The organism is Aquibium sp. ELW1220, assembly GCF_030398385.1.
Taxonomy (GTDB): Bacteria; Pseudomonadota; Alphaproteobacteria; order Rhizobiales; family Rhizobiaceae; genus Aquibium.
In genome coordinates, this window is the sequence record NZ_JAOAOQ010000008.1 from 109,598 (window position 1) to 134,782 (window position 25,185).

Annotated in this window: 24 protein-coding genes; 13 read left to right on the top strand and 11 right to left on the bottom strand. The window is 67.4% G+C overall.

What is annotated here, in order from left to right; translation table 11 throughout:
* Positions 1–229 precede the first annotated feature (229 nt).
* The 3 genes from N1F91_RS10215 (at position 230) to N1F91_RS10225 (ending at position 3,083) form a co-directional block, all read left to right on the top strand.
* Positions 230–1,174: an AraC family transcriptional regulator gene (locus tag N1F91_RS10215; protein WP_289991870.1), complete on the top strand. Its 945-nt coding sequence runs from the start codon at positions 230–232 to the stop codon at positions 1,172–1,174.
* Between the two features lie 154 nt (positions 1,175–1,328).
* Positions 1,329–2,561 carry a hypothetical protein gene (locus N1F91_RS10220; protein WP_289991871.1) on the top strand — a complete coding sequence of 411 codons (1,233 nt, stop codon included), beginning with the start codon at positions 1,329–1,331 and terminating at the stop codon, positions 2,559–2,561.
* Positions 2,562–2,633: 72 nt separating this feature from the next.
* On the top strand, positions 2,634–3,083 hold the full coding sequence (locus tag N1F91_RS10225) for a hypothetical protein (RefSeq protein WP_289991872.1): 450 nt from the start codon (positions 2,634–2,636) through the stop codon (positions 3,081–3,083).
* A gap of 155 nt (positions 3,084–3,238) precedes the next feature.
* Here the strand turns inward: N1F91_RS10225 and N1F91_RS10230 are convergent, their stop codons facing one another.
* The 3 genes from N1F91_RS10230 to N1F91_RS10240 all read right to left on the bottom strand — a co-directional run bounded on the left by N1F91_RS10230 (position 3,239) and on the right by N1F91_RS10240 (position 7,043).
* The gene (locus N1F91_RS10230; protein WP_289991873.1) at positions 3,239–4,150 is read right to left on the bottom strand and encodes an AraC family transcriptional regulator; all 912 of its coding nucleotides are present in this window, start codon (positions 4,148–4,150) and stop codon (positions 3,239–3,241) included.
* A gap of 284 nt (positions 4,151–4,434) precedes the next feature.
* Positions 4,435–6,477, bottom strand: coding sequence for a VWA domain-containing protein (locus tag N1F91_RS10235; protein ID WP_289991875.1), 2,043 nt, complete (start codon positions 6,475–6,477; stop codon positions 4,435–4,437).
* A gap of 2 nt (positions 6,478–6,479) precedes the next feature.
* On the bottom strand, positions 6,480–7,043 hold the full coding sequence (locus N1F91_RS10240; protein ID WP_289991876.1) for an RNA polymerase sigma factor: 564 nt from the start codon (positions 7,041–7,043) through the stop codon (positions 6,480–6,482).
* Positions 7,044–8,137: 1,094 nt separating this feature from the next.
* On the opposite strand from N1F91_RS10240, the gene N1F91_RS10245 reads away from it, so the two are divergent.
* Positions 8,138–9,931 (top strand): adenylate/guanylate cyclase domain-containing protein, encoded by a 1,794-nt coding sequence (locus tag N1F91_RS10245; protein WP_289991878.1) that lies wholly within the window; start codon positions 8,138–8,140, stop codon positions 9,929–9,931.
* Positions 9,932–9,997: 66 nt separating this feature from the next.
* Here N1F91_RS10245 and N1F91_RS10250 read toward each other — a convergent pair whose 3' ends face one another.
* Positions 9,998–10,405, bottom strand: a complete 408-nt coding sequence (locus tag N1F91_RS10250) for a PIN domain-containing protein (protein ID WP_354670538.1) — start codon at positions 10,403–10,405, stop codon at positions 9,998–10,000.
* Positions 10,406–10,446: 41 nt separating this feature from the next.
* Positions 10,447–10,692 (bottom strand): type II toxin-antitoxin system prevent-host-death family antitoxin, encoded by a 246-nt coding sequence (locus tag N1F91_RS10255; protein WP_289991880.1) that lies wholly within the window; start codon positions 10,690–10,692, stop codon positions 10,447–10,449.
* A 246-nt stretch (positions 10,693–10,938) separates the two neighbouring features.
* Between N1F91_RS10255 and N1F91_RS10260 the strand changes: the two genes are divergently transcribed.
* The gene (locus N1F91_RS10260; RefSeq protein WP_289991881.1) at positions 10,939–12,135 is read left to right on the top strand and encodes a glycosyltransferase family A protein; all 1,197 of its coding nucleotides are present in this window, start codon (positions 10,939–10,941) and stop codon (positions 12,133–12,135) included.
* A gap of 91 nt (positions 12,136–12,226) precedes the next feature.
* Here N1F91_RS10260 and N1F91_RS10265 read toward each other — a convergent pair whose 3' ends face one another.
* The 5 genes from N1F91_RS10265 to N1F91_RS10285 form a co-directional block, all read right to left on the bottom strand.
* Positions 12,227–12,409, bottom strand: coding sequence for a hypothetical protein (locus N1F91_RS10265; protein ID WP_289991882.1), 183 nt, complete (start codon positions 12,407–12,409; stop codon positions 12,227–12,229).
* Between the two features lie 254 nt (positions 12,410–12,663).
* A complete protein-coding gene (locus N1F91_RS10270) occupies positions 12,664–13,356 on the bottom strand; it encodes a hypothetical protein (protein ID WP_289991883.1) in 693 nt (230 codons plus the stop codon).
* Positions 13,357–13,400: 44 nt separating this feature from the next.
* Positions 13,401–14,135 carry a dienelactone hydrolase family protein gene (locus tag N1F91_RS10275; RefSeq protein WP_289991884.1) on the bottom strand — a complete coding sequence of 245 codons (735 nt, stop codon included), beginning with the start codon at positions 14,133–14,135 and terminating at the stop codon, positions 13,401–13,403.
* A gap of 93 nt (positions 14,136–14,228) precedes the next feature.
* Positions 14,229–14,762 (bottom strand): cytochrome b/b6 domain-containing protein, encoded by a 534-nt coding sequence (locus tag N1F91_RS10280; RefSeq protein ID WP_289991885.1) that lies wholly within the window; start codon positions 14,760–14,762, stop codon positions 14,229–14,231.
* A gap of 289 nt (positions 14,763–15,051) precedes the next feature.
* Positions 15,052–16,626, bottom strand: coding sequence for a trimethylamine methyltransferase family protein (locus tag N1F91_RS10285; protein ID WP_289991886.1), 1,575 nt, complete (start codon positions 16,624–16,626; stop codon positions 15,052–15,054).
* 252 nt (positions 16,627–16,878) lie between these two features.
* Between N1F91_RS10285 and N1F91_RS10290 the strand changes: the two genes are divergently transcribed.
* Positions 16,879–17,577, top strand: a complete 699-nt coding sequence (locus N1F91_RS10290; RefSeq protein ID WP_289991887.1) for a B12-binding domain-containing protein — start codon at positions 16,879–16,881, stop codon at positions 17,575–17,577.
* A gap of 20 nt (positions 17,578–17,597) precedes the next feature.
* On the opposite strand, the gene N1F91_RS10295 is transcribed toward N1F91_RS10290, so the two are convergent.
* A complete protein-coding gene (locus tag N1F91_RS10295; RefSeq protein WP_289991888.1) occupies positions 17,598–17,756 on the bottom strand; it encodes an entericidin in 159 nt (52 codons plus the stop codon).
* Between N1F91_RS10295 and N1F91_RS10300 the strand changes: the two genes are divergently transcribed.
* The 7 genes from N1F91_RS10300 (at position 17,755) to N1F91_RS10330 (ending at position 25,184) form a co-directional block, all read left to right on the top strand.
* On the top strand, positions 17,755–18,420 hold the full coding sequence (locus tag N1F91_RS10300; RefSeq protein WP_289991889.1) for a DUF1638 domain-containing protein: 666 nt from the start codon (positions 17,755–17,757) through the stop codon (positions 18,418–18,420). The genes N1F91_RS10295 and N1F91_RS10300 overlap by 2 nt on opposite strands.
* A gap of 206 nt (positions 18,421–18,626) precedes the next feature.
* Positions 18,627–19,289, top strand: coding sequence for an exopolysaccharide biosynthesis protein (locus N1F91_RS10305; protein WP_289991890.1), 663 nt, complete (start codon positions 18,627–18,629; stop codon positions 19,287–19,289).
* 135 nt (positions 19,290–19,424) lie between these two features.
* Positions 19,425–19,727 (top strand): virulence factor, encoded by a 303-nt coding sequence (locus N1F91_RS10310; protein ID WP_289991891.1) that lies wholly within the window; start codon positions 19,425–19,427, stop codon positions 19,725–19,727.
* Positions 19,728–19,824: 97 nt separating this feature from the next.
* Positions 19,825–20,793 (top strand): methyltetrahydrofolate cobalamin methyltransferase, encoded by a 969-nt coding sequence (locus tag N1F91_RS10315; RefSeq protein WP_289991892.1) that lies wholly within the window; start codon positions 19,825–19,827, stop codon positions 20,791–20,793.
* Positions 20,794–21,023: 230 nt separating this feature from the next.
* The gene (locus tag N1F91_RS10320; protein ID WP_289991895.1) at positions 21,024–23,081 is read left to right on the top strand and encodes an ASKHA domain-containing protein; all 2,058 of its coding nucleotides are present in this window, start codon (positions 21,024–21,026) and stop codon (positions 23,079–23,081) included.
* Positions 23,082–23,195: 114 nt separating this feature from the next.
* Positions 23,196–24,170, top strand: a complete 975-nt coding sequence (locus tag N1F91_RS10325; protein ID WP_289991896.1) for an alpha/beta hydrolase — start codon at positions 23,196–23,198, stop codon at positions 24,168–24,170.
* A 72-nt stretch (positions 24,171–24,242) separates the two neighbouring features.
* The gene (locus N1F91_RS10330) at positions 24,243–25,184 is read left to right on the top strand and encodes an alpha/beta hydrolase (RefSeq protein WP_289991898.1); all 942 of its coding nucleotides are present in this window, start codon (positions 24,243–24,245) and stop codon (positions 25,182–25,184) included.
* Position 25,185: the final 1 nt, after the last annotated feature.

A 25,185-nucleotide genomic window follows, 5' to 3' on the forward strand; every position in this document is an offset into this window, starting at 1 on the left:
GGTCAACCTTGTATTGCCGCTGACCGGCTCCGCAGGCGAGACTTTTGCTCCGGATCGTCGGATCGCGCGTTTCCCGTTCGTGCGCCAGCCCGTCCGCCTGCCGTCGATAGCGACCTGGGTCGCAAGATCGTGGAAGCGATCCTCGCCTCCGCCACGCCATCCTGCCAGCGCTGAAACCCGCCCCGCCGCAAGCGGGAACCGGGTTCGCGCAAAGGCGGAGAGGAGAGCCGTGCACCAGGAGCGAACGGGTTTCCGGCCGACAACGGGCCTGCAAAGCTACGACACCGCCATCTGGTATGCCGACCGTCCGAGGAACCTCTGGACGGTTCCCGAGCGCAACGGCGTCTCGGCGGTGCACAAGGTCAACGACAACGTCACCGAGATCGAGGGCCCCGACACCTTCCACGACATCCTGCTGTTTGCGACCGACGTGGCGCCCGACGTCCGCTTCCACACCTTCCGGCTCAGCGGCACCGACAGGCGCCAGGCGCCGCGCCCGCGCCAGGTCATGCTCCTGCCGCAGGGCATCTCCACCAACGTGCAGGCGCAGGGGCGCTATGAACTGCTTCAGGTGCATTTCCGGCGCGCCCGCCTTTGCGAACTGGTCGAGGACGCGGCCGGCGGGGCCTTTTCGCTCGACCAGGTCGACTGGTCGAACGATCCGGCGCTGGCGACACTGGCCGAACATCTCTGCCGCGAGCAGGCCGAACCAGGCCTCGCCAACCGCAGCCTCGTCGACGCGCTGCTGATCGAGATCGGCGTCGGCCTGGTCCGGCGCCATTCCAACCTCTCGCGATCGCCCAAATACGGTGCTGCGGTGCTGTCGGAAGAGCGCTACCGGCGCGTCGCCGATTTCGTCGAGGCCGAGCTCGCGACCGACCTGTCGATCGACGACATGGCCGCGGTCGCCTGCCTGTCGCCCTTCCACTTCACCCGCGCCTTCCGGACGCGGGTCGGGGAGACGCCGCACCGCTGGCTGATGCGCCGCCGCGCGGCCCGCGCGCGCGACATGCTTCTCAACGGCACCCTGCCCATCGCGCAAGTCGCAACCGGCTGCGGCTTCTCATCGCAGAGCCACATGAACGACGTGTTCCGCCGGCTCGACCTCGCCACGCCCGGCAGCCTGCGCACGAACCGCGCCGCGACGACGGACCAGGCGGCCGGGGACGCCTGAGGCATCGCGCTATCCCGAACGGACGCCGTCGCCGCAAGAGCGCAGGAATCACGAAAACCAGCGCAGGGCAGCGGAAGAAGGCCGGGCGCCCTCCGGCGAAGAATGGTCCTGCGAGCCGATGACGCGTTCGCATCATTCCGACGGAGACCGACCCATGCTTTCGACGTCCCATACTGTCCGGCGCGCCACTTCTGCGCTGCTTGCCCTCTCCACCAGCCTGCTGGCGCTCGCCCTGTCTGCTCCGGCCTCGGCCGAGGTGATCGTGCGCGGCACCGAGGGCGCCCCGCTGCACGAGGCGCGCCCGGCGCCCGGCGCCATCTTCCCGGACGAGCATATCGTCGTTGCCCAGCCCTCCCCGTCAGAGGTCGACCCGAGCTTCCTCGGCCCGGTCCTGCTCATGAAGTCTGCCCATATCGACCTCGAGAAAGGCACGATGACGGTGCCGCTGCGCAAGGGCAGGCTGGAATCGGGCGAGCTGGTCTGGTCGGTGCTGACCGACGTGACCGACGAGAACCTCGCCAACCTGCACGGCATCAACTATTCCGCCAAGCTGGCCTACGGCCTGATCGGCAAGGCCACCCGCAGCGCCCGGATCGAGAAGGACGGTACCTTCGTCTTCGCCTCCGGCAAGGTGGATTTCAAGCCGGAGCACGCGGTGACGCCGGGCGACGCGCCGAACTTCTTCCCGCCGAAATCCGCGCAGCCCGGCGCGATCGGCGACGCCGACTACTCGCCGCTCGTCCAGTTCGAGAACGGCAAGAACGCCGTCTTCAACATGCCCATGGTCGCCTTCGACGCCTCCGAGGAGACGCTGAACGCCATGTGCGACGGCGCCGTCGACAAGACGGTCGTGCACGACAAGGTCACCGCGATCTGTCCGCGCGACGGCACGGTGACACTGCAGATGACGCTCGGCTACACCTTCGGCAAGCCGATCTTCTACCTCTCGACCGAGGCGAACGACCCGGTGGTGGCGACGCTCGAAGGCGCGATCCTGACGCCGGCGCTCAACGACACGCCGTTTGCGCTGGAAGACGCCGCTCCCGGCGAATCCGCCGAACGCATCTACGTCTTCGTCAACGGTCCGACCGGCATCGACCATCCGTTCCGCCAGGGCGTGAACTCGGCGCTGTCGGACGGCGGACACGGACCGCTCAACGTTTTGGGCGGCATCCCGACCATCAACCTCGACTACAGCCCGATCTGGCGCCTCTTCCCGGTCCTGTGGACCGAGGAGGCGATCGAGAAGGGATGGCGCACGAAGCTCACCAACGCCATCGACATCGAGAATGCCGGCGCCAAGGGCATCGTCGTGTCGATCGCGGGCGGCCCGCCCCAGGCCGTCGGCTTCCTCGTCAACTGCCCGGTTGTCTACCGCATCAACTGAGGCAGCGGGATCCGGGTCCCCCGGCCCGGATCCCTCCCCCGTTTCTCCAAGGTTCGACGAAAGGAATTCCGGATGCACCCTCTCCATCTGGCCGTCTGCGCCCTGAGCCTCGCCGCGGTGGCCGCCAGCCCGGTCGGCGCGACCGCCCAGCCCGTCACCGTCGAGATCGGCGAGGCCGGCATGCGCCATGTCGTCTCCTCCTTCGAGCGCGGCACGGCCGGCACGACCGTCACCCTGCGCACCGAAATGACCGGCGTCGCCGGCTCGAGGCTCACCGTGCGCATCGACCGCGCGCCGGTGCTCGCGCTCGACCATGTCTTTGCCGACGGCGAATGCCGCTTCCCGGACGGCAAGGCCAGTATGTGCGAAGTGGTGATCGGTCCCGACGACCCCGCGGCGGAACGGCTGCTCGTTGGCTTCAAGCGCGGGCTCGAGGCGCATGTGACGATCGAGGACGCCGGCATCATGCGGATGGACCAGTCGGTCTCGCTCAGGGGTTTCACCCGCCGCTACGGCGCCTGACGATGGCACAGTCCCTCGGGGACCCCTGTCCGCCGGGCATCCCCTTTCTCGTCGACGACAAGGGCCACGCCTCGCTGCGCGCGCTGCTCGACGAGGGACGTTAGATCGTCACGTTCTGATCGGCAGGAAGCCCGCCGCGCCCCGCCGGGGCCGGATCAGTCTCCCGCGATCCGGCGCCGCCACTGCGACGGCGTCGCGCCGGTCTCGCGGCGGAAGACGGTGGTGAAATGCTGGTGGGACGCGAAGCCGCAGGCCAGCGCGATGCTGGTGATCGGTTCGTCGCCCGCCAGCGCCGCCTTGGCGCGCTCGACGCGGCGCAGCATGACGAAGCGGTGCGGCGTCAGCCCCGTCGCCTGGCGGAAGGCGGTGACGAAATGATACTTGCCGAGGCCGGCGACTGCGGCCAGCCGGTCGAGCGACACGTCCTGGTCGAGCCAGGCCTCGACGGCGTCGGCCACCATGCGCAGCCGCCGCGGCGACAGCGCACCGATCCGGGGGGCGGCGACGGAACCCGACCCTGCGGCATGGAAGCCGACCAGCCGCATGCCGATCAGGAGGGCGCGCAGGTCCATTTCGATCGGCTGCGGCGGCGACACCGGGTCGACGCCGCGCCGGACATACTGGTCGAGCATCTGGCGCAGTTCGGCATCATGCGCGAAGACGCGATCCTCGCGCAGTACCGGTTCCTCGCTGCGGCCGAGTTCCCGCGCCGCCGCCGCGACGAGGCCAGGCTTCAGGTAGTAATGGCGGCCCGTCGTGTCGCCCGGCGCGATCCAGCGGCGGTCGTAGCCGCCCGGATAGAGCAGGAATGCGTCGGTGCCCTGCCCCCCGGACCGCCCGCGCCAGCGTCCGTCCATGCGCATGAAGGGCGGGCCGTCGTCGAGGATGCTGAGGGTGACGTGGTCCAGCGCCGGGATCGAGACGTCGAAGCCAACCGGCGCGCGCCACAGGCAGAAGGCTATGTCCCAGGCCTCCTCCACGCCGACGACGCCACTGGACTGCGAGCGCTCGACGGCCGGCAGCATGATGCGCGCCTGCGGCGGTGTCTCCTGAAACGCGTATCGCATCGAACCTCTGGCCGGCGCGCTCGGACGCGCCTCGTTCAACCCTGGGCGGCATTCGTCGCCCTGCGCGGAGGCTAATGGCGCCGCCGCCGCAGCGTCAACGCGCGCCAGCACACGCCGCGGACACGATTGTGTGTGGCGAGGCCGCGCCGTTCGGCGTCACGGAAAAGGCCGGCGGAGCTGCTGCTCCGCCGGCCTGCCTCACCCGCCCGAAGGTGGACACCGCGGCAGGCTCGGGCACCCGGGCGCCCCCGCCCTGCCCTGCCGCCGCGGTGTCCTGACCGCCACTACCGCCTGGCGTCGAGCGCCGAGGCGAGGCGCACGAGCTGGAGGAACTCCGCGCGGTAGCCGAACGGGTCGGCGCCGCGGGCGGCGGTGGCGATGTCGATGATCCTGTCGTAGCCGAGGCCGGCCGTCTGGTCCGCGCCCCTCAGCTTCTGCCCGAAGGCGGCGACGGCGACCGAGAAGCGCTGGTCGTCGCTCGCCGCGTCGAAGCCGGCGATCTCGCTTGCGGCCGTCACCGGCGTCTCGATCAGGGTGGAGACGTCCTCCTGCGGCAGCTTGTAGCGGATCTTCACGAAGGCATATTCGTCGCCATGGGCGATGCCGGTCGCATTGTCGGTCTTCGCCTCGCCGTAGCGCAGGTCGTCGATCATCTGCGCCGGGCTGCCCTTCGGCGTGATCTCGTAGATGGCGGTGACCGAATGGCCCGAACCGATGTCGCCGGCGTCGACGCGGTCGTTGTTGAAGTCCTCGCGGGCGAGCGCCCGGGTCTCGTAGCCGATCAGCCGGTATTCCGCGACGGTGGCCGGGTTGAACTCGACCTGGATCTTCACGTCCCCGGCGATCGTGAACAGCGTTGACGAGGCCTCCTGCACCAGCGTCTTCTCGGCCTCGGCCAGCGTGTCGATATAGGCGGCCGTGCCGTTGCCGTTCTGGGCGATGGTCTGCATCATCTGGTCGTTGTAGTTGCCGCGGCCGAAGCCGAAGACCGACAGGAAGACGCCGCTTGCGCGCTTCGCCTCGATCAGCCGCTTCAGCTCCTCGTCCGAGCTCTGGCCGACGTTGAAGTCGCCGTCGGTGGCCAGCATCACCCGGTTGACGCCGCCCTCGATGAAGCTCTCCTGCGCCAGCCGGTAGGCCTGCCGCAGGCCCTCCTCGCCCGCCGTCGAGCCGCCGGCGTCGAGCCGGTCGAGCGCGGCCAGGATCTTTTCCTTCTCCGAGCCCGGCGTCGGCTCCAGCACGGTGCCGGCGCTGCCGGCATAGGCGACGATGGCCACACTGTCCTTCTCCGACAGCCGGTCGACCAGCAGGCGGAAGGCGTTCTTCAGGAGCGGCAGCTTGTCGGGCTGGTTCATCGAGCCCGAGGTGTCGATCAGGAAGACGAGGTTGGACGCCGGCCTTTCGGCCGGCTGCAGATCATAGCCCTTGATGGCGACGTGCATCAGCTTCGTCTGCCCGTTCCACGGCGTCGGCATCACGCTCACCGTGGTGTTGAACGGCGTGGCGGCGTCCTGCGGACCCGGCCAGTCGTAGGGGAAGTAGTTGATCATCTCCTCGACGCGAACCGTGTCGGCCTGTGGCAGCACGCCGCTCTTCAGCGATGAGCGCACGAAGGCGTAGGAGGCGGTATCGACGTCGATCGAGAAGGTCGAGACCGGGTTCTCGAGCGCCGAGCGCACCGGATTGGTGTCGAAGGCCTCGATGCGGTCGCGGTTCTCCTCCGCCAGCGGCAGCGCATCGACCGGCGCCGGCAGCACGGCCGGCGGAAATGGCTGGCTGGCCGCGCGGGCGCCGGGTGCCGCCTCCCGCGTCATCAGCCGCGCCGGCGCCTCGGGCGGCGGTGCAGCCGTCATCGGCGCCGCGGCCAGGGGTGCCGCGTCGAAGGAGCGGTCGGCTTCCGCCGCCTCGCCGCCGAGAGCGAGGTCGCGGGCGGCCTCCTCGCGTTCGGCGGCAGGCGCCGCTGCCGGCGCCGGCTCGGCGGGCGCGGCCGTCTTCTGCGCCGGACCCTGCTCGACGCGACTGTCGACGAACGGACCCTGCCGGCCGAACGGGTTCTCGTTCACCAGCACGTAGGCGGCAAAGCCGGCCGCCGGTAGCGCCAGGATGCTGGCGATGGCGGGGGTGGAAAGAAGTCTGCGGTCCATGATCCTGCTCCAGAACGACGTTGTCCTGGTGCTGGGACGCTGCGGCCGCGCCGATCCTTGGGGCGCCTGCGAAGAATTTTCGTCGAAGGCCTGCATGGCCGCCGACAGCGCGCGGCGCTTCGCCGCCTCGTCGGGGCGCGGCGCGCGCTGATCGCGCAGGATGTCGAGTTCGTCCCTAGCCATGGTCATCGTTCCCGGGCCGGGCGCATCAGCGCCTTCAGCCGTTTCCTGGCCTCGTGGATGTGCCACGACACCGTCGCCTCGGCGCATCCCATCACGTCGGACGCGGCGTCGTGGCTGAGCCCTTCGCCATAGACGAGCAGCACCGCCTCGCACTGCTTGGGCGGCAGCTGCCGCACCGCCTCCCACAGCGCATCGGCCGGATCGTCCGGCTCCGGTTCGACGACGGCCGCGGCCGACAGGGCATGAACGCCGTATGCCGCCACCCTGGTCGCCTCGCGGGCGACGCGGCGGCCCTGGTCGCGCGCCGCGTTCAGCGTCAGCTGGTACAGCCAGGTGGTGAAGCGCCCCTCGCCGCGGAAGCCGGCGATCGCCCTGCCGAGCCGGATGCAGACCTCCTGGGCGATGTCCTCGGCATCCGCGCGGCGGCCGCACCAGCGCCAGGCGACGCGGAAGACGAAGTCGTAGTGGCGCTCGACCAGCGCCGCGAACGCATCGCGGTCGCCGGCCCGTGCCCGCGCCACGAGATCGTCATCGGTTGCTTCAGCCTGTGCCGTCATCGCCATCATTCGTCAGTGAGACGCAGCCAGTCTGCCATTCCTTGGGGACGCGGCACGGATTTCTTTCGACCACTCGTTTTAAGTCCGCCCATGCCGTGCAACAATATCGACGTCACATGGAAAAGGCGCGGCTGGCGGTCGGCACAACGAAGTCGACTTCAGCAGCCGACAGCTTTTTCGCGCCTTCACGAGGACCAGACCATAACTCAACTCACTCAACGGACTGCACCCTTTATTCATAGTGCAGCCTTACATGCGGTAGCCCGATCAAGAATAATATGAAAGCGATAATGAAATATTTGAATTTCGCTTTCTTATTTATAATATTTGTTTCTACGATTATTTATTTTGCCTTTTCGTTTTTTACACTATCTTTTATACCTTCGCTTTTCATTTTGAATAATATTTATCCTACAACATTCATTTTTGTTTTCTCTTTTGCAATATCTCTCTGGTTGAGGACTCGTGTATTCGAAGAGATTACAAAGTCTCACTTCCATTTTCTGTCCGGAAAGATGTTGCTGTTCTATTTTTTTATCTTCTTTATAGTGAAATCGGCTCTCACGTACCCATTGCCGTGGCTCTATACGTCTGTCTTCGGCCATCCCTACCAGGGACAATACCGCGTCACCGGGATCATCGGGAATGATCGAAAGTTCTGTCTCAATGTCACACTCTCCGGCGTAGATGAAGCCAGAATCTGCGCTCAGAATGTTTTCGCCAATGCATATCCGCGGAAACATGATCGAGTAATTCTTATGGGGAAACAGAGCATATTCGGAATTTCAATATCAAATGGTATTCATATTGGTCGGTGATTTCGCCGACGAAGGCTTCTGCAATACCATGCGCCCTCTGTACTTTTCGGGCTTTCGAACGGATTTTGTCGATGTGCCTGCGCCACCACATCACGATCTCTGTAGCGTGCAGGTCACAGCGGCGTGAGCCAGACGTGCCGTGGCGACCCTTGTTCTTTGCAGGTGCGAAGGCCACATAGGGGCGGACCGAGGAGAATGCCGGGGGGCTGAGTCGCCTTCCGACCGTTCTTGCTCGAACAGAGTTGGCCGGGACCGCCGGCAAGGCACGCAAGCGACCCGCAGCCCATGGACAACACCGCCACTCCCACCTCCCCTGTCCGCGGATCGCCGATCCGGGTCCAGCGGCGGCTGGCCGCGATCCTCGTGACCGACGTCGTCGGCTATTCCCGGCTGATGCATTCCGACGAGGCGATGACGCTCGAGCGCCTGCGCCGGCTGCGGTCGGAGCTGCTCGATCCCAAGCTCGCCGAGTACAGCGGCCGGCTGGTCAAGTCGACGGGCGACGGCATGATCGCGGAGTTCCACAGCGCGGTCGACGCCGTGCAGTACGCCGTCGACGTCCAGCGCGCCATCAAGGACAGCAACGCGCTTTCCCAGTCGCCGGGCCACCTGACGCTGCGGGTCGGCATCAATGTCGGCGACGTGGTGGTGGAAGGGGACGACCTGTTCGGCGACGGCGTCAACGTCGCGGCGCGCATCGAGGGCATCGCCCAGGACGGCGGCATCTGCATTTCGGGAACGGTCCACGACCAGGTGAAGGACAAGCTCGACCTCGTCTTCGAGGATCGCGGCCTGCGCAACGTCAAGAACATCTCGGAGCCTGTCCGCACCTTCTCGATCCGGATCGACGGCCAGTCCGCCTCCTGGCCCCTGCCGCCCACGGTTCCGGCCGAGTCCGCCTCGATCGCCGTCCTGCCCTTCGACAACATGAGCGGTGACGCCGAGCAGGACTATTTTTCCGACGGCATCACCGAAGACATCATCACCGACCTGTCGAAGATCTCGTCGCTGCTGGTCATCGCCCGCAACTCGTCCTTCACCTACAAGGGCCGCGCGGTCGACGTGAAGCAGGTGGCGCGCGAACTCGGCGTCCGCCACGTGCTGGAAGGCAGCGTGCGGCGCGCCGGCAACCGCGTGCGCATCACCGCCCAGCTGATCGACGGGACGACGGGCGGCCATGTCTGGGCCGAGCGCTACGACCGCGTGCTGGAGGACATCTTCGCCATCCAGGACGAGATCACGCTCACCATCGTCAACGAGCTGAAGGTCCATCTCAAGCTCGGCGAGAAGGATCGCCTCTCGCAGCGCTACCAGCCCAACATCGAGGCCTACGACCTCGCGCTGCGCGGCCGCGAACTGATCTTCGGCGCGACGCAGGAACGCGTGGCCGAGGGTATCAAGCTGTTCGAGCGCGCCATCGCGCTCGATCCGCACCTGACCTTCCCGCATTCGGGCCTCGCCTTCGCGCACATCCTCGACTACGTCAACAACTGGACGAGTGACCCGCAGGGCACGCTCGATCTCGCCCACCGCACCGCCGAGAAGGCGCTCGAACTCGGTCCGGACGATGCGCTCGCCCACCGGGCGCTGGCGGTCTGCCTGCTGTGGGAGAGGCGGATGGAGGAAGCCTGCGCGGTGCTCGCCCGGGCCGTCGAGCTCGCGCCCGGCGACGCCGAAACGCACGTCACGCGCGGCAACATGCTCGTCTACATGCACGAGCCCGACCTTGCGATCGAATCGCTTGAAAAGGCCGTCCGCCTCAACCCGCGCTATCCCGACATGTGGCTCTATTTCCTCGCTCATGCCCATTACATGAAGGGCGAGTACGAGCTGGCGGAGCCGCTGCTGCGCGAGCGAATCGCGAAGTCCCCCAACACCGACGTCGCCCGCGTCCTGCTCGCCTCCACGCTGGGGCATCTCGGACAGAAGGACGAGGCGAAACGGGTCTGGGACGAGGTCTTCGTGGTCAACCCGCGCTACTCGCTCGAACATCGCTCCCGCATCCTGCCCTACAAGGACCCGTCGGACTGGGAGCGCGTGCTGGAAGGCCTGGCGAAGGCCGACCTGCCGACGCGGTAGCCGGCAGGCCTGCTCGGGACGCCGTCGACCACGCGGCCGCGCCACGATCTCGAACGGGCTTCTTCGTTACGGTCTTTCGCCGAGCAGGATCGCGAGGAGTTCATGCTTCTCGTCGGCGAACGGATTGACGACCGTCAGGCCTCCCCAGGTGAACCCTTCCTGCATGTCTTCCGACAGCAGCAGACGGCAGCCGGCGCTCGAGGCGACGCTCAGCACGACAGCGTCGCGGATTGCGAGCCCATGGTCTGCGGCAAGGTCCATCGCCTTCACCATCGCGTCGGCGGTCGTGGGAACGACCGTGAACGCATCGCCCCAGCCGAGCATCGCCGCGCGCGCATCGCCACGGCTCCTGCCAGCCTTGCGCACGAGGACGTTGAACAACTCGCCCAGGACCTGGACGGGAAGGATGGCCGATCGTCGTGGAATGCGCCCAAGCAGATCGAGCGCCACGGAGCGTCGACGGAGATCGTTCAGGCCCTAGGCATAGGCGAGAACGTTGGTGTCGAAGGCAGCCTTCACCCCCGATCCTCGTAGAGTTCTTCCCGCGTCCAGGGTCCGACGTCGACCAGCGGCTGACCGGACAGCCGCGCCAGGAGCGCCGCTCGGGCTGCCGAGCCCGCGCGTTCGTCGGGTTCGGCGGGCAGAATCCGGGCGACCGCCTTGCCGTGGCTGGTGACGATGTAGGTTTTCCCCTCCTTCACGCCCTGCAGGATGCGGGAGAAACGACGATTGGCATCCGCGGCGGAAATGGCGTCGTCCATGAGCGACCTCCAGAGTAGTGATATTCACTATATCATAGCTCACATAGCCATCGCTGTCATGGCCGTCCGGCTGCTTCGGGTCCGCTATCGGAAAAAGCGCATCGGCTTGAACGGCAAGATTGTGCACCTCGGGTCCGTATGGCAGAGAAATCCCGGCCGATCGTGCGACAAGACATGGAACGGATGCTGGAGCGATCTCGACGGAAGGCATCTGACAACGGGCTGGAGAGAAATGGGACCGAGAAGTTGAAGCTCACCCTGTCCGGCTCGACCGTCTCGAGCGTCTCCGCTCCTCTGGTCAGCTTCATTCTCGTCAACTGGAACTACGGCCGCTATGTCGGCGCGACCATCGATTCCATCATTCGCCAGACCTATTCCCATTTCGAATGCCTTGTCGTCGACAATGGCTCGACCGACGAGAGCGTCGAGATCATCCGCCGCCACATCGGCGACGATGCCCGCTTCCGAGTTCTCCGGCTGGACGAAAACATCGGCCAACTGGGAGCCGCGCTGATCGCCCTCGACGAGATCAATGGCCAGTTCGTGACGATCGTCGACGCGGACGACGAGCTCTTTCCGGACTTCGCGTCGATACACGTCCAAGTCCACCTGGCATCAAAGCGAAGCGTCGGGATAACGTCCAGCAACGTGTGCGAGGTCGATGGCGCGGGAACGGCCCTGACATCGTCCTACCACATGATCGACATCCATCAGGAGCATGCGCGGAAGGGTTTGCGGGCCGGCTCGACGGTCCTGCGCCTCGCGACCGTCAGCGACGAGGCCTTCGCCGAACTGGACCGTCTGACGGCGTTCGTTCCGAGCCGCATCAAAGGCTGGCTCTGGTCTCCAGGCACCGGCAACATGATGCGCAGATCGATTGCCGAACTGATGAAGTTCAAGCCGGAACAGCGCAAGGTAATGCGGGCGGCCGATGCGCATTTCCTGCCGCTCTGCCACGCATTCGCCGGAACGGCGCTCATCGACATCCCGCTGTCCACCTACCGGATCCACGGCCAGAACTATTTTGCGAGTCGGGAGTCGATAACCGGCATCAGGAGCGGGACGGCCGAATTCGTCGAGAAGAGCAAGCTCGACATGTACCAGAGCATCGACCACCTGCTGAAGAATGCCGGCCACAACAGCTGGCTCCTTGCCGATGATTTCTGGCGCGTCATCGATCAGGCGACATGGCGAAATTCGAGCGAGCTGCAGGATTTCTATCGAACCCCGCTGGGCATCGACATCTTCCTGCGAAACGCGCCCGCCCTTCGACAGGCGGTCGGCGACCGCGTTTTCGTCCGCAATGTCTTCGCGCGATTCGGCTTCCGCCTGGGACGCCGGATCGTCGCGACGGGTTTCGGTGGTCAGATACCCCTCCAGGCATGGCTCCAGGGCCTGAGAATCGCCATGAGCAGGAGACGGTCCAGGGCCCTCCTGCACTGATCTATCGGGGTCGTCGCAGACCTGCACGCGCGCGCCAGCACCGGGCGGCGTCTCGATGGCACTGTCCGAAAGGGACGGACCGACCCGCCGGTCAAAGCTCGAGCAGTTTTCTCAGCTCACCGGTATCGAAAACAAGATCCTCGCCAAGCTGCCGCGCAAACCCGTCGAACCCGGCTGTCCTGATCGCTTCGAAGGTGTATGCAGTGTACAGCACCTTCTGATCGTCGCCGTGATGGCGGTAGACGGACATGCGCCCGCTTTCCTCCTCGATCATGATCGTATGGCTCCGTCTCGTCATTTCCCATGCTCCAGGCGGCCTTGCTTGCAAAGCCGCGCTTGATCGCCTCGGGCGGCAGGCGCCCTTCATCCCGCGCAGGCACCTGTTCTGGGCTTTCGTCCAGCCCCGCAAGCGCACCGCCCCCTCCATCATCGGTTGCCATGCCTTCATCCGCAACCCGCAGTTCGCGCGGACATTGCCTCTCTTGGCGCCGCCGGGGTTCGCCGAAACCGCACGGCGCAGACGGCCCTTCAGGACCGGCCCGCAAACGCCGCCATGTGAAAAGCCTGCTGCTCGGGCGCGTAGCGATATGCGTGCCCCACGGGGCAGGCCCTGCGGTCGAGGCAGCCGCCGGAGGCGCAGGACTTTCCCACTGGCGAGCGGACATGGCCGAGGCAGGCCTCATAGGCGAATCCGGCTTCCCCATGGGCGCCGACCGGACAGGCCTTCAGGCAGGGTTTTCCGATACATGCGTCGCAGGGATGATGCTTCGATTGAGGTTCGACCTGGCCGAGCCCCAGCGGGGCGTCGAACAGCAGCGCTCCCCTGTAGGCGTGCCAGGGTCCGAAGACCGGATGCATGAGGATGCCGAGCGGCGACGGCCGTAGCCCTTCGGCGCGCATCGCCCAGGCCTGGAAGGGCAGCCAGGGCCTGTCCGAGGGCGAGACGGCGCGGGCGCCGAAGCGCGCCGCCACGCCGCCGATCACCACGCGCGACCAGGCGTCGAGCGGATCGGGCAAGCCCGCCGGCTGCGTCGCCCGCCAGGCGGCGAAGGCCGGCCAGATCGAGGAGCCGGCATGGCCGACGAGCAGCACGGCGCGGGCCGGCGCTCCGGACGGACCGGGCGGCACGGCTTCATCCTTGCCGAAGTCGATGCCGCCGCGCGCGATCAGCCCGTGAAAGGCGAGCGCGGCCGCGATTCCGTGGTGATCGATCGCATCCATCCGGCTGGCCTCCTGCCCTCGCGCCAAGGCCTCCCGACCCCGCCTCAGGCCGCCAGCGTCTCGGAAAACAGCGTGACCAGCCGCTTCCAGTGGCGCTCGGCGCCGGCTGCGTCGAAGACGGAGTGGTCGGGCACGCACCAGCCATGCTTGGTGCCGGCATAGTTCTCGATGACGTGGTCGACCTCGGCGGTGCGCAACGCCTCGGCTAGCTTGCCCGCCTGCTCCGGCGGGAAGGACCCGTCGACGCCCGCCGCACCGACGTAGATCCGCGCCTTCATCTTCGCCGCGTGCCGGTGCGGACTGTCTTCGGCATCGGCGGCGAGGTTGCCGCCATGGAAGCTCGCCGCGGCGGCGATGCGGTCGGGCCAGGCCGCAGCGACATTGAGCGCGCGGGCGCCGCCCATGCAGTAGCCGGTGACGCCGACCGGACCGGAAAATCCTTCCGCCGACAGCGCGTCGAGAAAGGCGCCGGTGTCGGCGATCGTCAGGGCCTGCGTGGTCGCGCGCAGCATGCCGAAAAGCCGCTCCTTGGTCGCCTCGTCGGAAAAGGCGGTCTTCGGCTCGAACACCGGCCTGTCGCCGAAGCGATGGAACAGGTCCGGCACGAGCACCGCGTAACCGGCCGCGACCAGCCTTTCGGCCATGGCGTCGAGCGCCGGGCGCGGGCCGAAGATGTCCATGAACAGGATGACGGCGGCCTTCGCCCCGCCGTCGGGAATGAACAGGCCGGCGCGGCAGGGGCCGTCGGCGGTGGCGATGTCGATCATGCGCTTGGTCAAGGCAACGGCTCCGGGCGTTCGTGCTCGCACATCTTGTCGCATTGCCGTGCCGCCGGTCGCAAGCCTCCGTCGGCCGCTTCGCCGACGGCAGCGTCAGGCCGCGCTGCGTTCCGGCCGCAGCATGCGCGTCAGCACGTCGGTCTTCTTGACGAAATGCTGCACCAGCGCGCCGGCCACGTGCAGCGCCACCGCGATGACGATCACCGGCTTGGCGAAGTGGTGTATGGTGCCCGCGAGTTCGACCCCTCCGAACCAGGCGGCGCCGCCACTGACCGGCATGGCAAGGATGACGAGGTAGAGCACCCCGTGCACGGCATGGGCGATCGCGGTCTGGAGCCTGCTCTGGCCGGAGGGAAGCGGCGGCGCGCCGTGGGTGACGCGCAGGAACAGCCGGATCACGGCCAGCGCGAACACGCCCATGCCGATCGCGACATGAACATTGGCGGCGAAGAGATCGGCCTCGGCGGGCGTCGTTCCCTCGCGGAACGCCTTCCAGGCGGGTCCGATGTTCTCGCCCATCACCACTTGGAACAGCACCATGGCGGCCATGATCCAGTGCAGGGCGATCTGGGCGGCGGAATAGCCGGCGGGACGGACGGATGAGACGGGAGCAACGATGGCTGGCATGGTCGGGACCTTTCGAACCCTCTCGCAGGAGGCGCTTCACGATGTCCCGGAGGCTAGGCCGCACGGTTGATCCAGGACAAGCCGCGCAACGTTTCGCAAGGTAAAGTTCTGTAAAGTTCGCCGACCGGAGGCAGTCGCCCGCCCGTCTGGTCCGGCCGGCAGCGGACGCGGGCCGGCATCGCCGGCACGCGGCCGCTCAGCGCGGCTTCTTCGGTCCGGAGAAGGCGGTTCTCCAGACTTCCTTGTGGATCAGATCGGCCACTTTAGCCCGGCCTGTATCGGGCTCGCTTCAAGTGAAGGCGTCGGGCATGGACTGCTTCTTGGTCGCGATGAAGTCGCGCAGGCCCTCGGCGATGCCCTCGTCGAGGGCCGGCGCCTCGTAGGTCTCGAGCCAGCGGCGGGCGAGGTCGTTGGCGCGCTGCTCCGCCCGCTTCTCGCCCTCGGCCTGCCACTGCTCGTAGGAATTGTTGTCGGCGATCGACGAGCGGTAGAAGGCCGACTGGAAATTGGCCTGTGTGTGCGAGCAGCCGAGATAGTGGCTGCCGGGGCCGACCTCGCGGATGGCGTCCATCGCCTGGCCGTTCTCGGACAGGTCGACGCCGGCGGCGAGCTTCTGCTGCATGCCGAGCTGATCGATGTCCATCATGAACTTCTCGTAGCAGGAGGCGAGCCCGCCCTCGAGCCAGCCTGCCGCGTGCAGCACGAAGTTGGTACCGGCGAGCAGCGTCGAGGTCAGCGTGTTGGCGCTCTCGTAGGCGGCCTGCGCGTCGGGGATCTTGGAGGCGCAGAGCGAGCCGCCGGTGCGGAAGGGCAGGCCCAGACGCCGCGCCAGCTGGCCGGCGCCGTAGGAGACCAGCGTCGGCTCCGGCGTGCCAAAGGTCGGCGCGCCCGATTGCATCGAGATCGAGGAGGCGAAGGTGCCGAACAGCACCGGCGCACCCGGCCGCACGAGCTGGGTGAAGGCAGCCCCCGCCAGCACCTCGGCCAGCACCTGCGTCAGCGTGCCGGCGACGGTGACCGGGCTCATCGCTCCCGCCAGGATGAAGGGCGTGATGATGGTGGCCTGGTTGTTGCGGGCATAGACCTTGGCCGCGCCCAGCATGGTCTCGTCGAAGACCATCGGCGAATTGGCGTTGATCAGGTTGATGATGACGGTGTTGTTCTCGACGAAATCGGCGCCGAACAGGATCTTGGCCATCGCCACCGTATCCTCGGCCCGCTCCGGCGCCGTCACCGAGCCCATGAAGGGCTTGTCCGACAGCGTCATGTGGGCGTGGATCATGTCGAGATGGCGCTTGTTGACCGGCACGTCGACCGGCTCGCACACCGTGCCGCCCGAATGGTGCAGCGACGGCGCCATGTAGGTGAGCTTCACGAAGTTGCGGAAATCCTCGATCGTGGCATAGCGCCGGTTGCCGTCGAGGTCGCGCACGAAGGGCGGGCCGTAGACCGGCGCGAAGACGGTGGCGTCGCCGCCGATCTGGACGGAGCGCTCGGGATTGCGGGCGTGCTGGGTGAAGACCGACGGCGCGCTCTTCAGCAGCGAGCGCGGCAGGCCCCTGGGGAAGTGGACACGCTCGCCCTTCACGTCGGCGCCCGCGTCGCGCCACATCTGCAGCGCCTCGGCATCGTCGCGGAACTCGATGCCGATCTCTTCCAGCACCGTGTCGGCATTGGCCTCGATCAGCGACAGGCCCTCCTCGTCGAGGACCTCGTAGACCTTGATCCGCCGCAGGATGTAGGGCTGCTGCAGGCCGGGCCCGCCACCGGACCGTGCGGCACGCCGTGCCGATGCTCCGCCGCGGTCGCCGCGCGCGCGCCGCGCCGTGCCGGCGGCTTGCTCCACTGCCAGATTCTCGTCCATGGGTTCGCTTCCCGACATGAGTTCAGGCCCTTTCCGGCCATTGGCCCGGATCGTAGTGATGGACCATCGCCGAACCGTCCCGGCAACGCCAGGGACTGTCGCAAAATCGACACCGTCGCATGATGATTTCCAGTCGCTTTCGTCGCGTCTCAAGTCGCAAATCGACTATGAATGCCCTGCCCTTGCCGAATACACATTGGCCACTGTCCGGGAGCGTGACCGAACGCCCCGAAGCATCCTCTGGAGCCCACGATGTCCGACGACGAAATCATCCTTGCCGACCTGTCTGACGACGAACTCGTCCAGCAGATGCACGACGACCTCTACGACGGCCTCAAGGAGGAGATCGAGGAGGGAACCAACATCCTGCTGGAGCGCGGCTGGGCGCCTTACAAGGTGCTGACCGAGGCCCTGGTGGAGGGCATGCGGATCGTCGGCGAGGATTTCCGCGACGGCATCCTCTTCGTGCCCGAGGTGCTTTTGTCGGCCAACGCCATGAAGGCCGGCATGTTCATCCTGCGTCCGCTCCTGGCCGCCACCGGCGCGCCGAAGCAGGGCAAGATGGTGATCGGCACCGTCAAGGGCGACATCCATGACATCGGCAAGAACCTGGTCGGCATGATGATGGAAGGCGCCGGCTTCGACGTCATCGACCTCGGCATCAACAATCCCGTCGAGAAGTATCTCGACGCCATCGAGCGCGAGAAGCCGGACATCCTCGGCATGTCGGCGCTGCTGACCACGACCATGCCCTACATGAAGGTCGTGATCGACACGATGAAGGAAAAGGGCATCCGCGACGACTATGTCGTCCTCGTCGGCGGCGCGCCGCTCAACGAGGAATTCGGCAAGGCCGTCGGCGCGGACGCCTATTGCCGCGACGCGGCCGTGGCGGTCGAGACCGCCAAGGAATACATGCGCCGCAAGCACAACCAGCGCGCCAACGCCTGAGGCGACGCCTGGCCGCCGGCCTAGTCGGCGGCTTCGGCGACGTTCGCGCCGGCATTCTGGGTGGCGTCGACCGTGTTGGCGGTGTCCCGGCCGATGCCGCGGATGGTGTTGGCACAGCCCGTCGAGGCGAGCGCCATCACCGTGAGAACGGTCAGACGCGTGAGCAGGGAGGCAGTCATGGGAAGTCTCCTTGAAGAGGTTGGCTCGGGTCCGAGCCGATACCAACGCGCGGAGCCCGATAAGGTTCTCGTCATGGCCTGCGGCATGCTCGCCCGCGAAGTGCTCGCGGTGAAGGAGCGCCTTGGCCTCGACCATCTCGAACTCACCTGCCTGCCGGCCGAATTCCACTTCCACCCCGACCGCATCGCCCCGGCCATCGACGCCGCCATCGTCAAGGCGAAGGCACAGGGCCATGCCAACATCTTCGTCGGCTATGCCGACTGCGGCACGGGCGGCCTGCTCGACCGCGTCTGCGAGAAGCACGGCGTGGCGCGGATGGAAGGCCCGCACTGCTTCGCCTTCTACCAGGGCATGGTCGCCTTCGAGGCGATCGCCGACGACGACATGACGTCGTTCTACATGACCGACTTCCTCTGCCGCCAGTTCGACGCCTTCTTCATGAAGCCGCTGGGACTCGACCGCCATCCCGAGCTGATCGCCGACTTCTTCGGCAATTACGAGAAGCTCGTCTACCTCGCCCAGACCGAGGACCCGGCGCTGGAGGCCGTGGCGCGGGATGCGGCGCGGCTGCTCGGCCTCGCCTACGAAAAGCGAATCACCGGCTATGGCGACCTGGTGCCGGCGCTTGCGGCTGCCGCAGGCCGATCCGGGTCGGCTTCCTGACCGTCATTGCGCGCTTCATCAATACGCCCGATTCGAGGTTCTAGCTGATCCATGTCCGGCGCGCGTCGGTCGCGTGCCGATGACCCGGCCGCGGCGGCGACAAATCCGCTGGCGCAAGCTGTCATCAAGGATTAACGGCCATTGTCGCATAAGCGGACGGGGCAAGGCGCAAGCGCATGACGTCAGTGCCGGCGCGGGGACGAGACATGGACGGAGACGACGACACGCTCGTGCCTGGGAAGGCACGCCGGCCGAGGCCGCGACGGCTCTCGGACGTGTTTCTCACGCTCGCGGCCGAAGCGACCGGACCGATCACCGTCGGATCCATCCGCGATGCCCTGGGCGACCGTTCCTTCGCCACGCTGCTCGTCTTCTTCTCCTCGCTCAATCTGCTGCCCCTGCCGCCCGGCGCCTCGGTCGTGCTCGGCATCCCCATCGTCATCGTCGCGGCGCAGATGGTGCTCGGCCGCCGCACCGCCTGGCTTCCGGCATCGCTCCTGTCGAAATCGATCCCGCTCGACCGGTTCCGCACCGGTTCGGCGCGGATCGTCCCGCTGCTGCAGCGGCTCGAGCGGCTGGTGCGGCCGCGCTACTGGCCGTTCTGGCGTCGCCAGGGCGACCGGGTCATCGGCGTCATCGCCCTCATTCTCGGCATTGCCGTGGTGCTGCCGGTGCCGCTCGGCAACTGGCTGCCGGCCTTCGCCTCGACGCTCGTCGGGCTCGCCCTGTCGGAGCGCGACGGCATCCTGTTCGGCATCGCGGTGGCGATCGGCATCACGTCCATCGCCATCATCGTCGCCGTCGTGGTCTCCGCAGGGGCCGTTCTGAACCTCCTGTGGAAGACGGCCGGCATGCACCACTGGTTCTGAGCCGGCGCGCCGCCGCCGTCGCAATCTCCTGTCCGCATTGCGACGTCGCTTTTGAAGGCGCTCACGTCGCCACATGAGAAGCGGCGACCGGCGCGTTCCGGCACATCTCGTGACAGATCCTCTGGAGCAAGGCCGATGGCCGAACTGATCGTCGTCTACTGGCGGGACATTCCCGCGCAGGTCATCGTCAAGAAGGGCCGCGCCAACGCCAAGCGCGAACTGCCGCTGCGCTTCACCGAGGCCATCGACATGGCGGCGATGCGGTCCGGCGCGGCCGAGAGCGGCGCCTATCTGGAAGAGTGGCGCAAGGCTGCCCCGGTGCCGGTCGGCGACGATCTCGAAGCCGAGGCAGACAGGGCCATGAGCGCCATCGACGCCGACTACGGCCGCGAGCGGCTGGTCGCGCTGGCCAAGGCCGGGGGCCGCGAAAGCGGCTGACCGCCAGCCCGCCGATCGCCCTCGCCTGCCGGTCGAACAGACCGACCACCACTTCAACGATCTTTCACCGCGTCGCGGACGCCCGGAGAAGACAGACATGACCCGCACCATCGTCGCCTCGGCGTCCCGGGAAATCATCATCGGTTTCGACCAGCCTTTCTGCGTCATCGGCGAGCGCATCAACCCGACCGGCCGCAAGAAGCTGGCGGCCGAGATGGTGGCCGGCAATTTCGAGACCGTCATCAGGGACGCCCTCGAACAGGCCGCCGCCGGCGCCACGATGCTCGACGTCAATGCGGGCGTCACCGCCGTCGACCCGAACGCCACCGAGCCCGACCTGCTCGTCCAGACGCTCCAGATCGTCCAGGGACTTGTCGACCTGCCGCTGTCGATCGACAGTTCCGTGACGGCCGCCATCGAAGCCGGGCTGCGCGTCGCCAAGGGCCGGCCGCTGGTCAATTCGGTCACCGGCGAGGAGGAGAAGCTCGAGGCGATCCTGCCGCTCTGCCGCAAGTACGACGTGCCGGTGGTGGCGATCTCCAACGACGAGACCGGCATCTCGATGGACCCCGACGTGCGCTTCGCGGTCGCCAAGAAGATCGTCGAGCGCGCCATGGACCACGGCATCAAGCCGCACGACGTCGTCGTCGACCCGCTGGTCATGCCGATCGGCGCGCTGGGCGATGCCGGCCGCCAGGTCTTCGCGCTGCTGCGCCGCCTGCGCGAGGAACTCAAGGTCAACACCACCTGCGGCCTGTCCAACGTCTCCTTCGGCCTGCCGCACCGCCACGGCATCAACGCCGCCTTCATCCCCATGGTCATCGGCGCCGGCATGACCAGCGCCATCATGAACCCCTGCCGCCCGCAGGAGATGGAGGCGGTGCGCGGCGCAAACGTGCTCAACGGCACCGACAAGGACTGCATGAACTGGATCCGCACCTACAAGGACTACAAGCCCGGCGAGGTCCACGCTCCCGCCCCGGTCCAGGTCAACGCGCCGGGCGACGGCGCAGCATCCGGCGGCCGCCGCCGCGGCGGCCGCGAGGCACGGATGGGCCGGGGGTGAACGGGTTGGTGGTGCGTTGAGATGGCAGCGTCCCGTCACGCCCCCCTCTGGCCTGCCGGCCATCTCCCCCACGAGGGGGGAGATCGGCAATTGCCGCTTCGACGCTCGTTCTGCGGACGATCGGCGCAGACGGCGGAGAGACTGATCTCCCCCCTCGTGGGGGAGATGGCCGGCAGGCCAGAGGGGGGCGCGACGAAGCGCCATCGCCTCCATCCAGGGACTATCCAGTCATGACCTCCTCCACCGATCCCCTCGTCCTCTTCATGCCGTCCGGCAAGCGCGGGCGGTTTCCCGTCGGCACGCCGGTGCTCGATGCGGCGCGCTCGCTCGGCGTCTATGTCGAGAGCGTCTGCGGCGGGCGCGCCACCTGCGGGCGCTGTCAGGTGGAGGTGCAGGAGGGCAGCTTCGCCAAGCACAAGATCGTCTCCTCCAACGCCCACATCTCGGCCCGCGGCGCCAAGGAGGAGCGCTACGACCGGGTGCGCGGCCTGCCGGAGAACCGGCGCCTGTCGTGCTCGGCCACCATCCAGGGCGACCTCGTCATCGACGTGCCGCAGGACACGGTGGTCAATGCCCAGGTGGTGCGCAAGTCGGCGATCGACCGCATCATCGAGCGCAACCCCGCCGTCCAGCTCTGCTATGTCGAGGTCGACGAGCCCGACATGCACAAGCCGCTCGGCGATCTCGACCGCCTGAAGGTGATGCTGGACAAGGACTGGGGTTGGGACAACCTGCTGGTCTCGCAATACCTCATCCCGCAGGTGCAGGGCATCCTGCGCAAGGGCAACTGGGGCGTCACCGCCGCCATCCACCGCGACCTGGAAGCCTCGCGGCCCAACATCATCGCGCTCTGGCCGGGTCTGCACAACGAGGCCTACGGCATCGCCTGCGACATCGGGTCCACCACCATCGCCATGCATCTGGTGTCGCTCTTGTCGGGCCGCATCGTCGCGTCGTCGGGCATGCAGAACCCGCAGATCCGCTTCGGCGAAGACCTGATGAGCCGCGTCTCCTACGTGATGATGAACCCCGACGGCCGCGCACAGCTCACGAAAGCCGTCCGCGACGCGGTCACGGAGCTGACGCGCAAGGTCTGCGCCGAGGGCGGCGTCGATCCGAACAACGTGCTCGACGCGGTCATCGTCGGCAACCCGATCATGCACCACCTGTTCCTCGGCATCGACCCGACCGAGCTCGGCCAGGCCCCTTTCGCGCTCGCCGTTTCCGGCTCCGTCCACACCTGGGCGAGCGATCTGGGGCTCGGCATCAACACCGGCGCGCGCATCTACATGCTGCCTTGCATCGCCGGCCATGTCGGCGCGGACGCCGCCGGCGCGACGCTGTCGGAAGGGCCGCACCGGCAGGACCGCATGATGCTGCTCGTCGACGTCGGCACCAATGCCGAGATCGTGCTCGGCAACCGCGAGCGCATCGTGGCCGCCTCCTCGCCCACCGGCCCCGCCTTCGAGGGCGCGGAGATCTCGGCCGGCCAGCGCGCCGCGCCCGGCGCCATCGAGCGCGTCCGCATCGATCCGGCCACGCTCGAGCCGCGCTTCAAGATCATCGGCTCGGACCTGTGGTCGAACGAGCCCGGGTTCGACGCCGATGCCGAACGCCTCGGCATCACCGGCATCTGCGGCTCGGCCATCATCGAGGTCGTGGCGGAGATGTACCTCGCCGGCATCATCTCGGAGGACGGCGTGATCGACGGCGCGCTCGCCGCGCGCAGCCCGCGCATCCGCCAGACCGGGCGGACCCATTCCTACCTGCTGCACCACGGCAAACAGGAGATTTCCGTCACGCAGAACGACGTCCGCGCCATCCAGCTCGCCAAGTCGGCGCTCTATGCCGGCGTCAAGCTGCTGATGGAAAAACTCGGCGTCGACCATGTCGACACGATCGCGCTCGCCGGCGCCTTCGGCTCCTTCATCGATCCCAAATACGCCATGGTGCTCGGCCTGATCCCCGATTGCGACCTTGCCGAGGTCAAGGCGGTCGGCAACGCCGCCGGCACCGGCGCGCTGATGGCGCTGCTCAACCGCGACTACCGGCGCGAGATCGAGCAGACGGTGCAGCGCATCGAGAAGATCGAGACGGCGCTCGAGCCGCGTTTCCAGCAGCATTTCGTCAACGCCATGGCGCTGCCCAACAAGGTCGACGCCTTCCCGCATCTGGCGCAGGCTGTCACCCTGCCCGTCCGCTCGACCACGGTCGATGCGACGACCGGCGACTCCACCCCGCGCCGCCGCTCCCGCGAGGAACGCGACGCGCGGCGGAACCGAAGCTGACGGGAGACGTTGGCCGGGCGCCGTCCCGGTCTCGCGATACGAGGGTTCCATGTTCGGGACCCTTGACCATCCCGCCGGACGGTCCTTCACTATGACCCCGGAGGGATCGCCCCCATGCCGAGCTTGAAAAGCAGACTTGTCGGCCTCTACCTGAAGCTCACGCGCAAGAAGGCGTTTTCGAGCGCGGAGGAACTGCACCGCTGGATCGCCCGCGACCGGCAGCGGCAGGACCACCGGCCACCCTCGGCCCTTACCCTTGCGCTCGGCATCACGCAGCGCAGCATCGACGGCTTTCCGGTCTACGACATCCCCGCAGCGAACAAGGGCGCCGGGCACGTGGTCTATTTCCACGGCGGTGCCTTCTGCTTCGAGATCACGCGCTACCACTGGCAGCTGATCGCCGACGTCGCCCGCCGAACCGGCGCGCGCGTCACCGTCCCGATCTATCCCCTCGCGCCCGAGCACGATTTCCACGCCATGTTCCGCATGGCGATGGAAACCTACCGCGCGGTGCTCGGCGAAAGCCCGGCAAGCGAGGTCGTGTTCATGGGCGATTCGGCCGGCGGCAACATGGCGGTGGTGCTGACGATGCTCGCGGCCGAGCGGCGCCTGCCCCTGCCCGGCCGCCACGTGCTGATCTCGCCCGGCCTCGACATGACGGCCGGCGAGGCGATGGTGGAGGCAGCGCTCGACGATCCCTGGCTCGACGTGCCGGGCGGCATGGAAGCGATCCGGCTCTATTGCGCAGGCCTAGACGTCGCCGACTGGCGCATCAGCCCGCGCCATGGCGACCTGTCGGTGCTGCCGAAGACGCTGGTGTTCTCGTCGACGCGCGACCTCCTGCATTCGGGCACGCTCGGCTTCGTCGAGGGTGCCCGCGCTGCGGGCGTCGACGTCGAACTCTTCGTCGAGGAAGGCATGTACCATGTCTGGCCCCTCATCGAGACCATCGAGGCGCGCCGCGCCCGCGACCACATCGTCGCCTTCCTGCGCCGGCAGGCACCCGCCGCAAAGCCGCCGCGCGGCCGCAAGGCGGGGCTGCTTGGCGCTGCGGCCGGCCGGAGCGCGGGGCCGACGCTTCCGGGTTGACCGCAAGGAGCCGTCGCTGCAAGTCTCCCCGCCCCGGCCTGCCTCCGGGGCCGAACGTGCAGGGGATCCGACATGCCGAGCTTCAAGAGCCATCTCTTCGCCTTCGTGCTGAAGCACACGCGCAAGAAATCCTTCGCCTCCGTGGACGGCATGCACGCCCGGCTGAAGGCAGCGCGCGCAACGGAGGACTTCCGCCCGCCGCGGACGATCGCGCAGCGCATGGACATCGCCGAGCGCGCCGTCGACGGCATGCGGGTCTACGAGGTGCGGCCGAAAGCCGGCGTCTCCGGCCGGCGGATCGTTTACCTGCATGGCGGCGCCTATCTGTTCGAGATCACCGCACATCACTGGAAGCTGATCGCCGAGATGGCCGAGCGGCTGTCGGCGCAGGTCACCGTGCCGATCTACCCGCTGGCGCCGGAGGCGAAGGCCGAGCGCGTCATCGGCGCCTGCATGGCGTTGCACCGCGACGTGCTGGCGACCACCGCTCCTCGCGACCTCGTCCTGATGGGCGATTCGGCCGGCGGCAACATGGCCCTGGTCCTGTCGATGACGGCGGCGCGGGAAGGCCTGCCCGGGCCTGCCGGCCTCGTCCTGATCTCGCCTCCGGTCGACCTGTCTCTCGCCAATCCGGCCATCCATGAGGTGGAAAGGCGCGATCCCTGGCTCGGCGTGCCGGGTGCCGAGGAGGCCACGCGGCTCTATGCCGGCGGCATCGACCATGCCGACTGGCGCATAAGCCCGCTCTACGGCGACCTCTCGGTGCTGGCGCCGGTGCTGGTACTGACGGGGACGCGCGACCTGCTCAATCCCGACACGCATGTCTTCGCCGCAAGGGCGCGGGCGGCCGGCGTGGCGGTGGAGGTGCTGGAAGAGCCCGGGCTCTTCCACGTCTGGCCGTTGCTCGACATGCCCGAAGCCGTCCGCGCACGCGACCGGATGGTGTCCTTCGTGAAGGATCTCGCGGCGACTGCGTCCGTCGCTTCGCGATCCGGATCGGCCGTCGCCGGCTGAT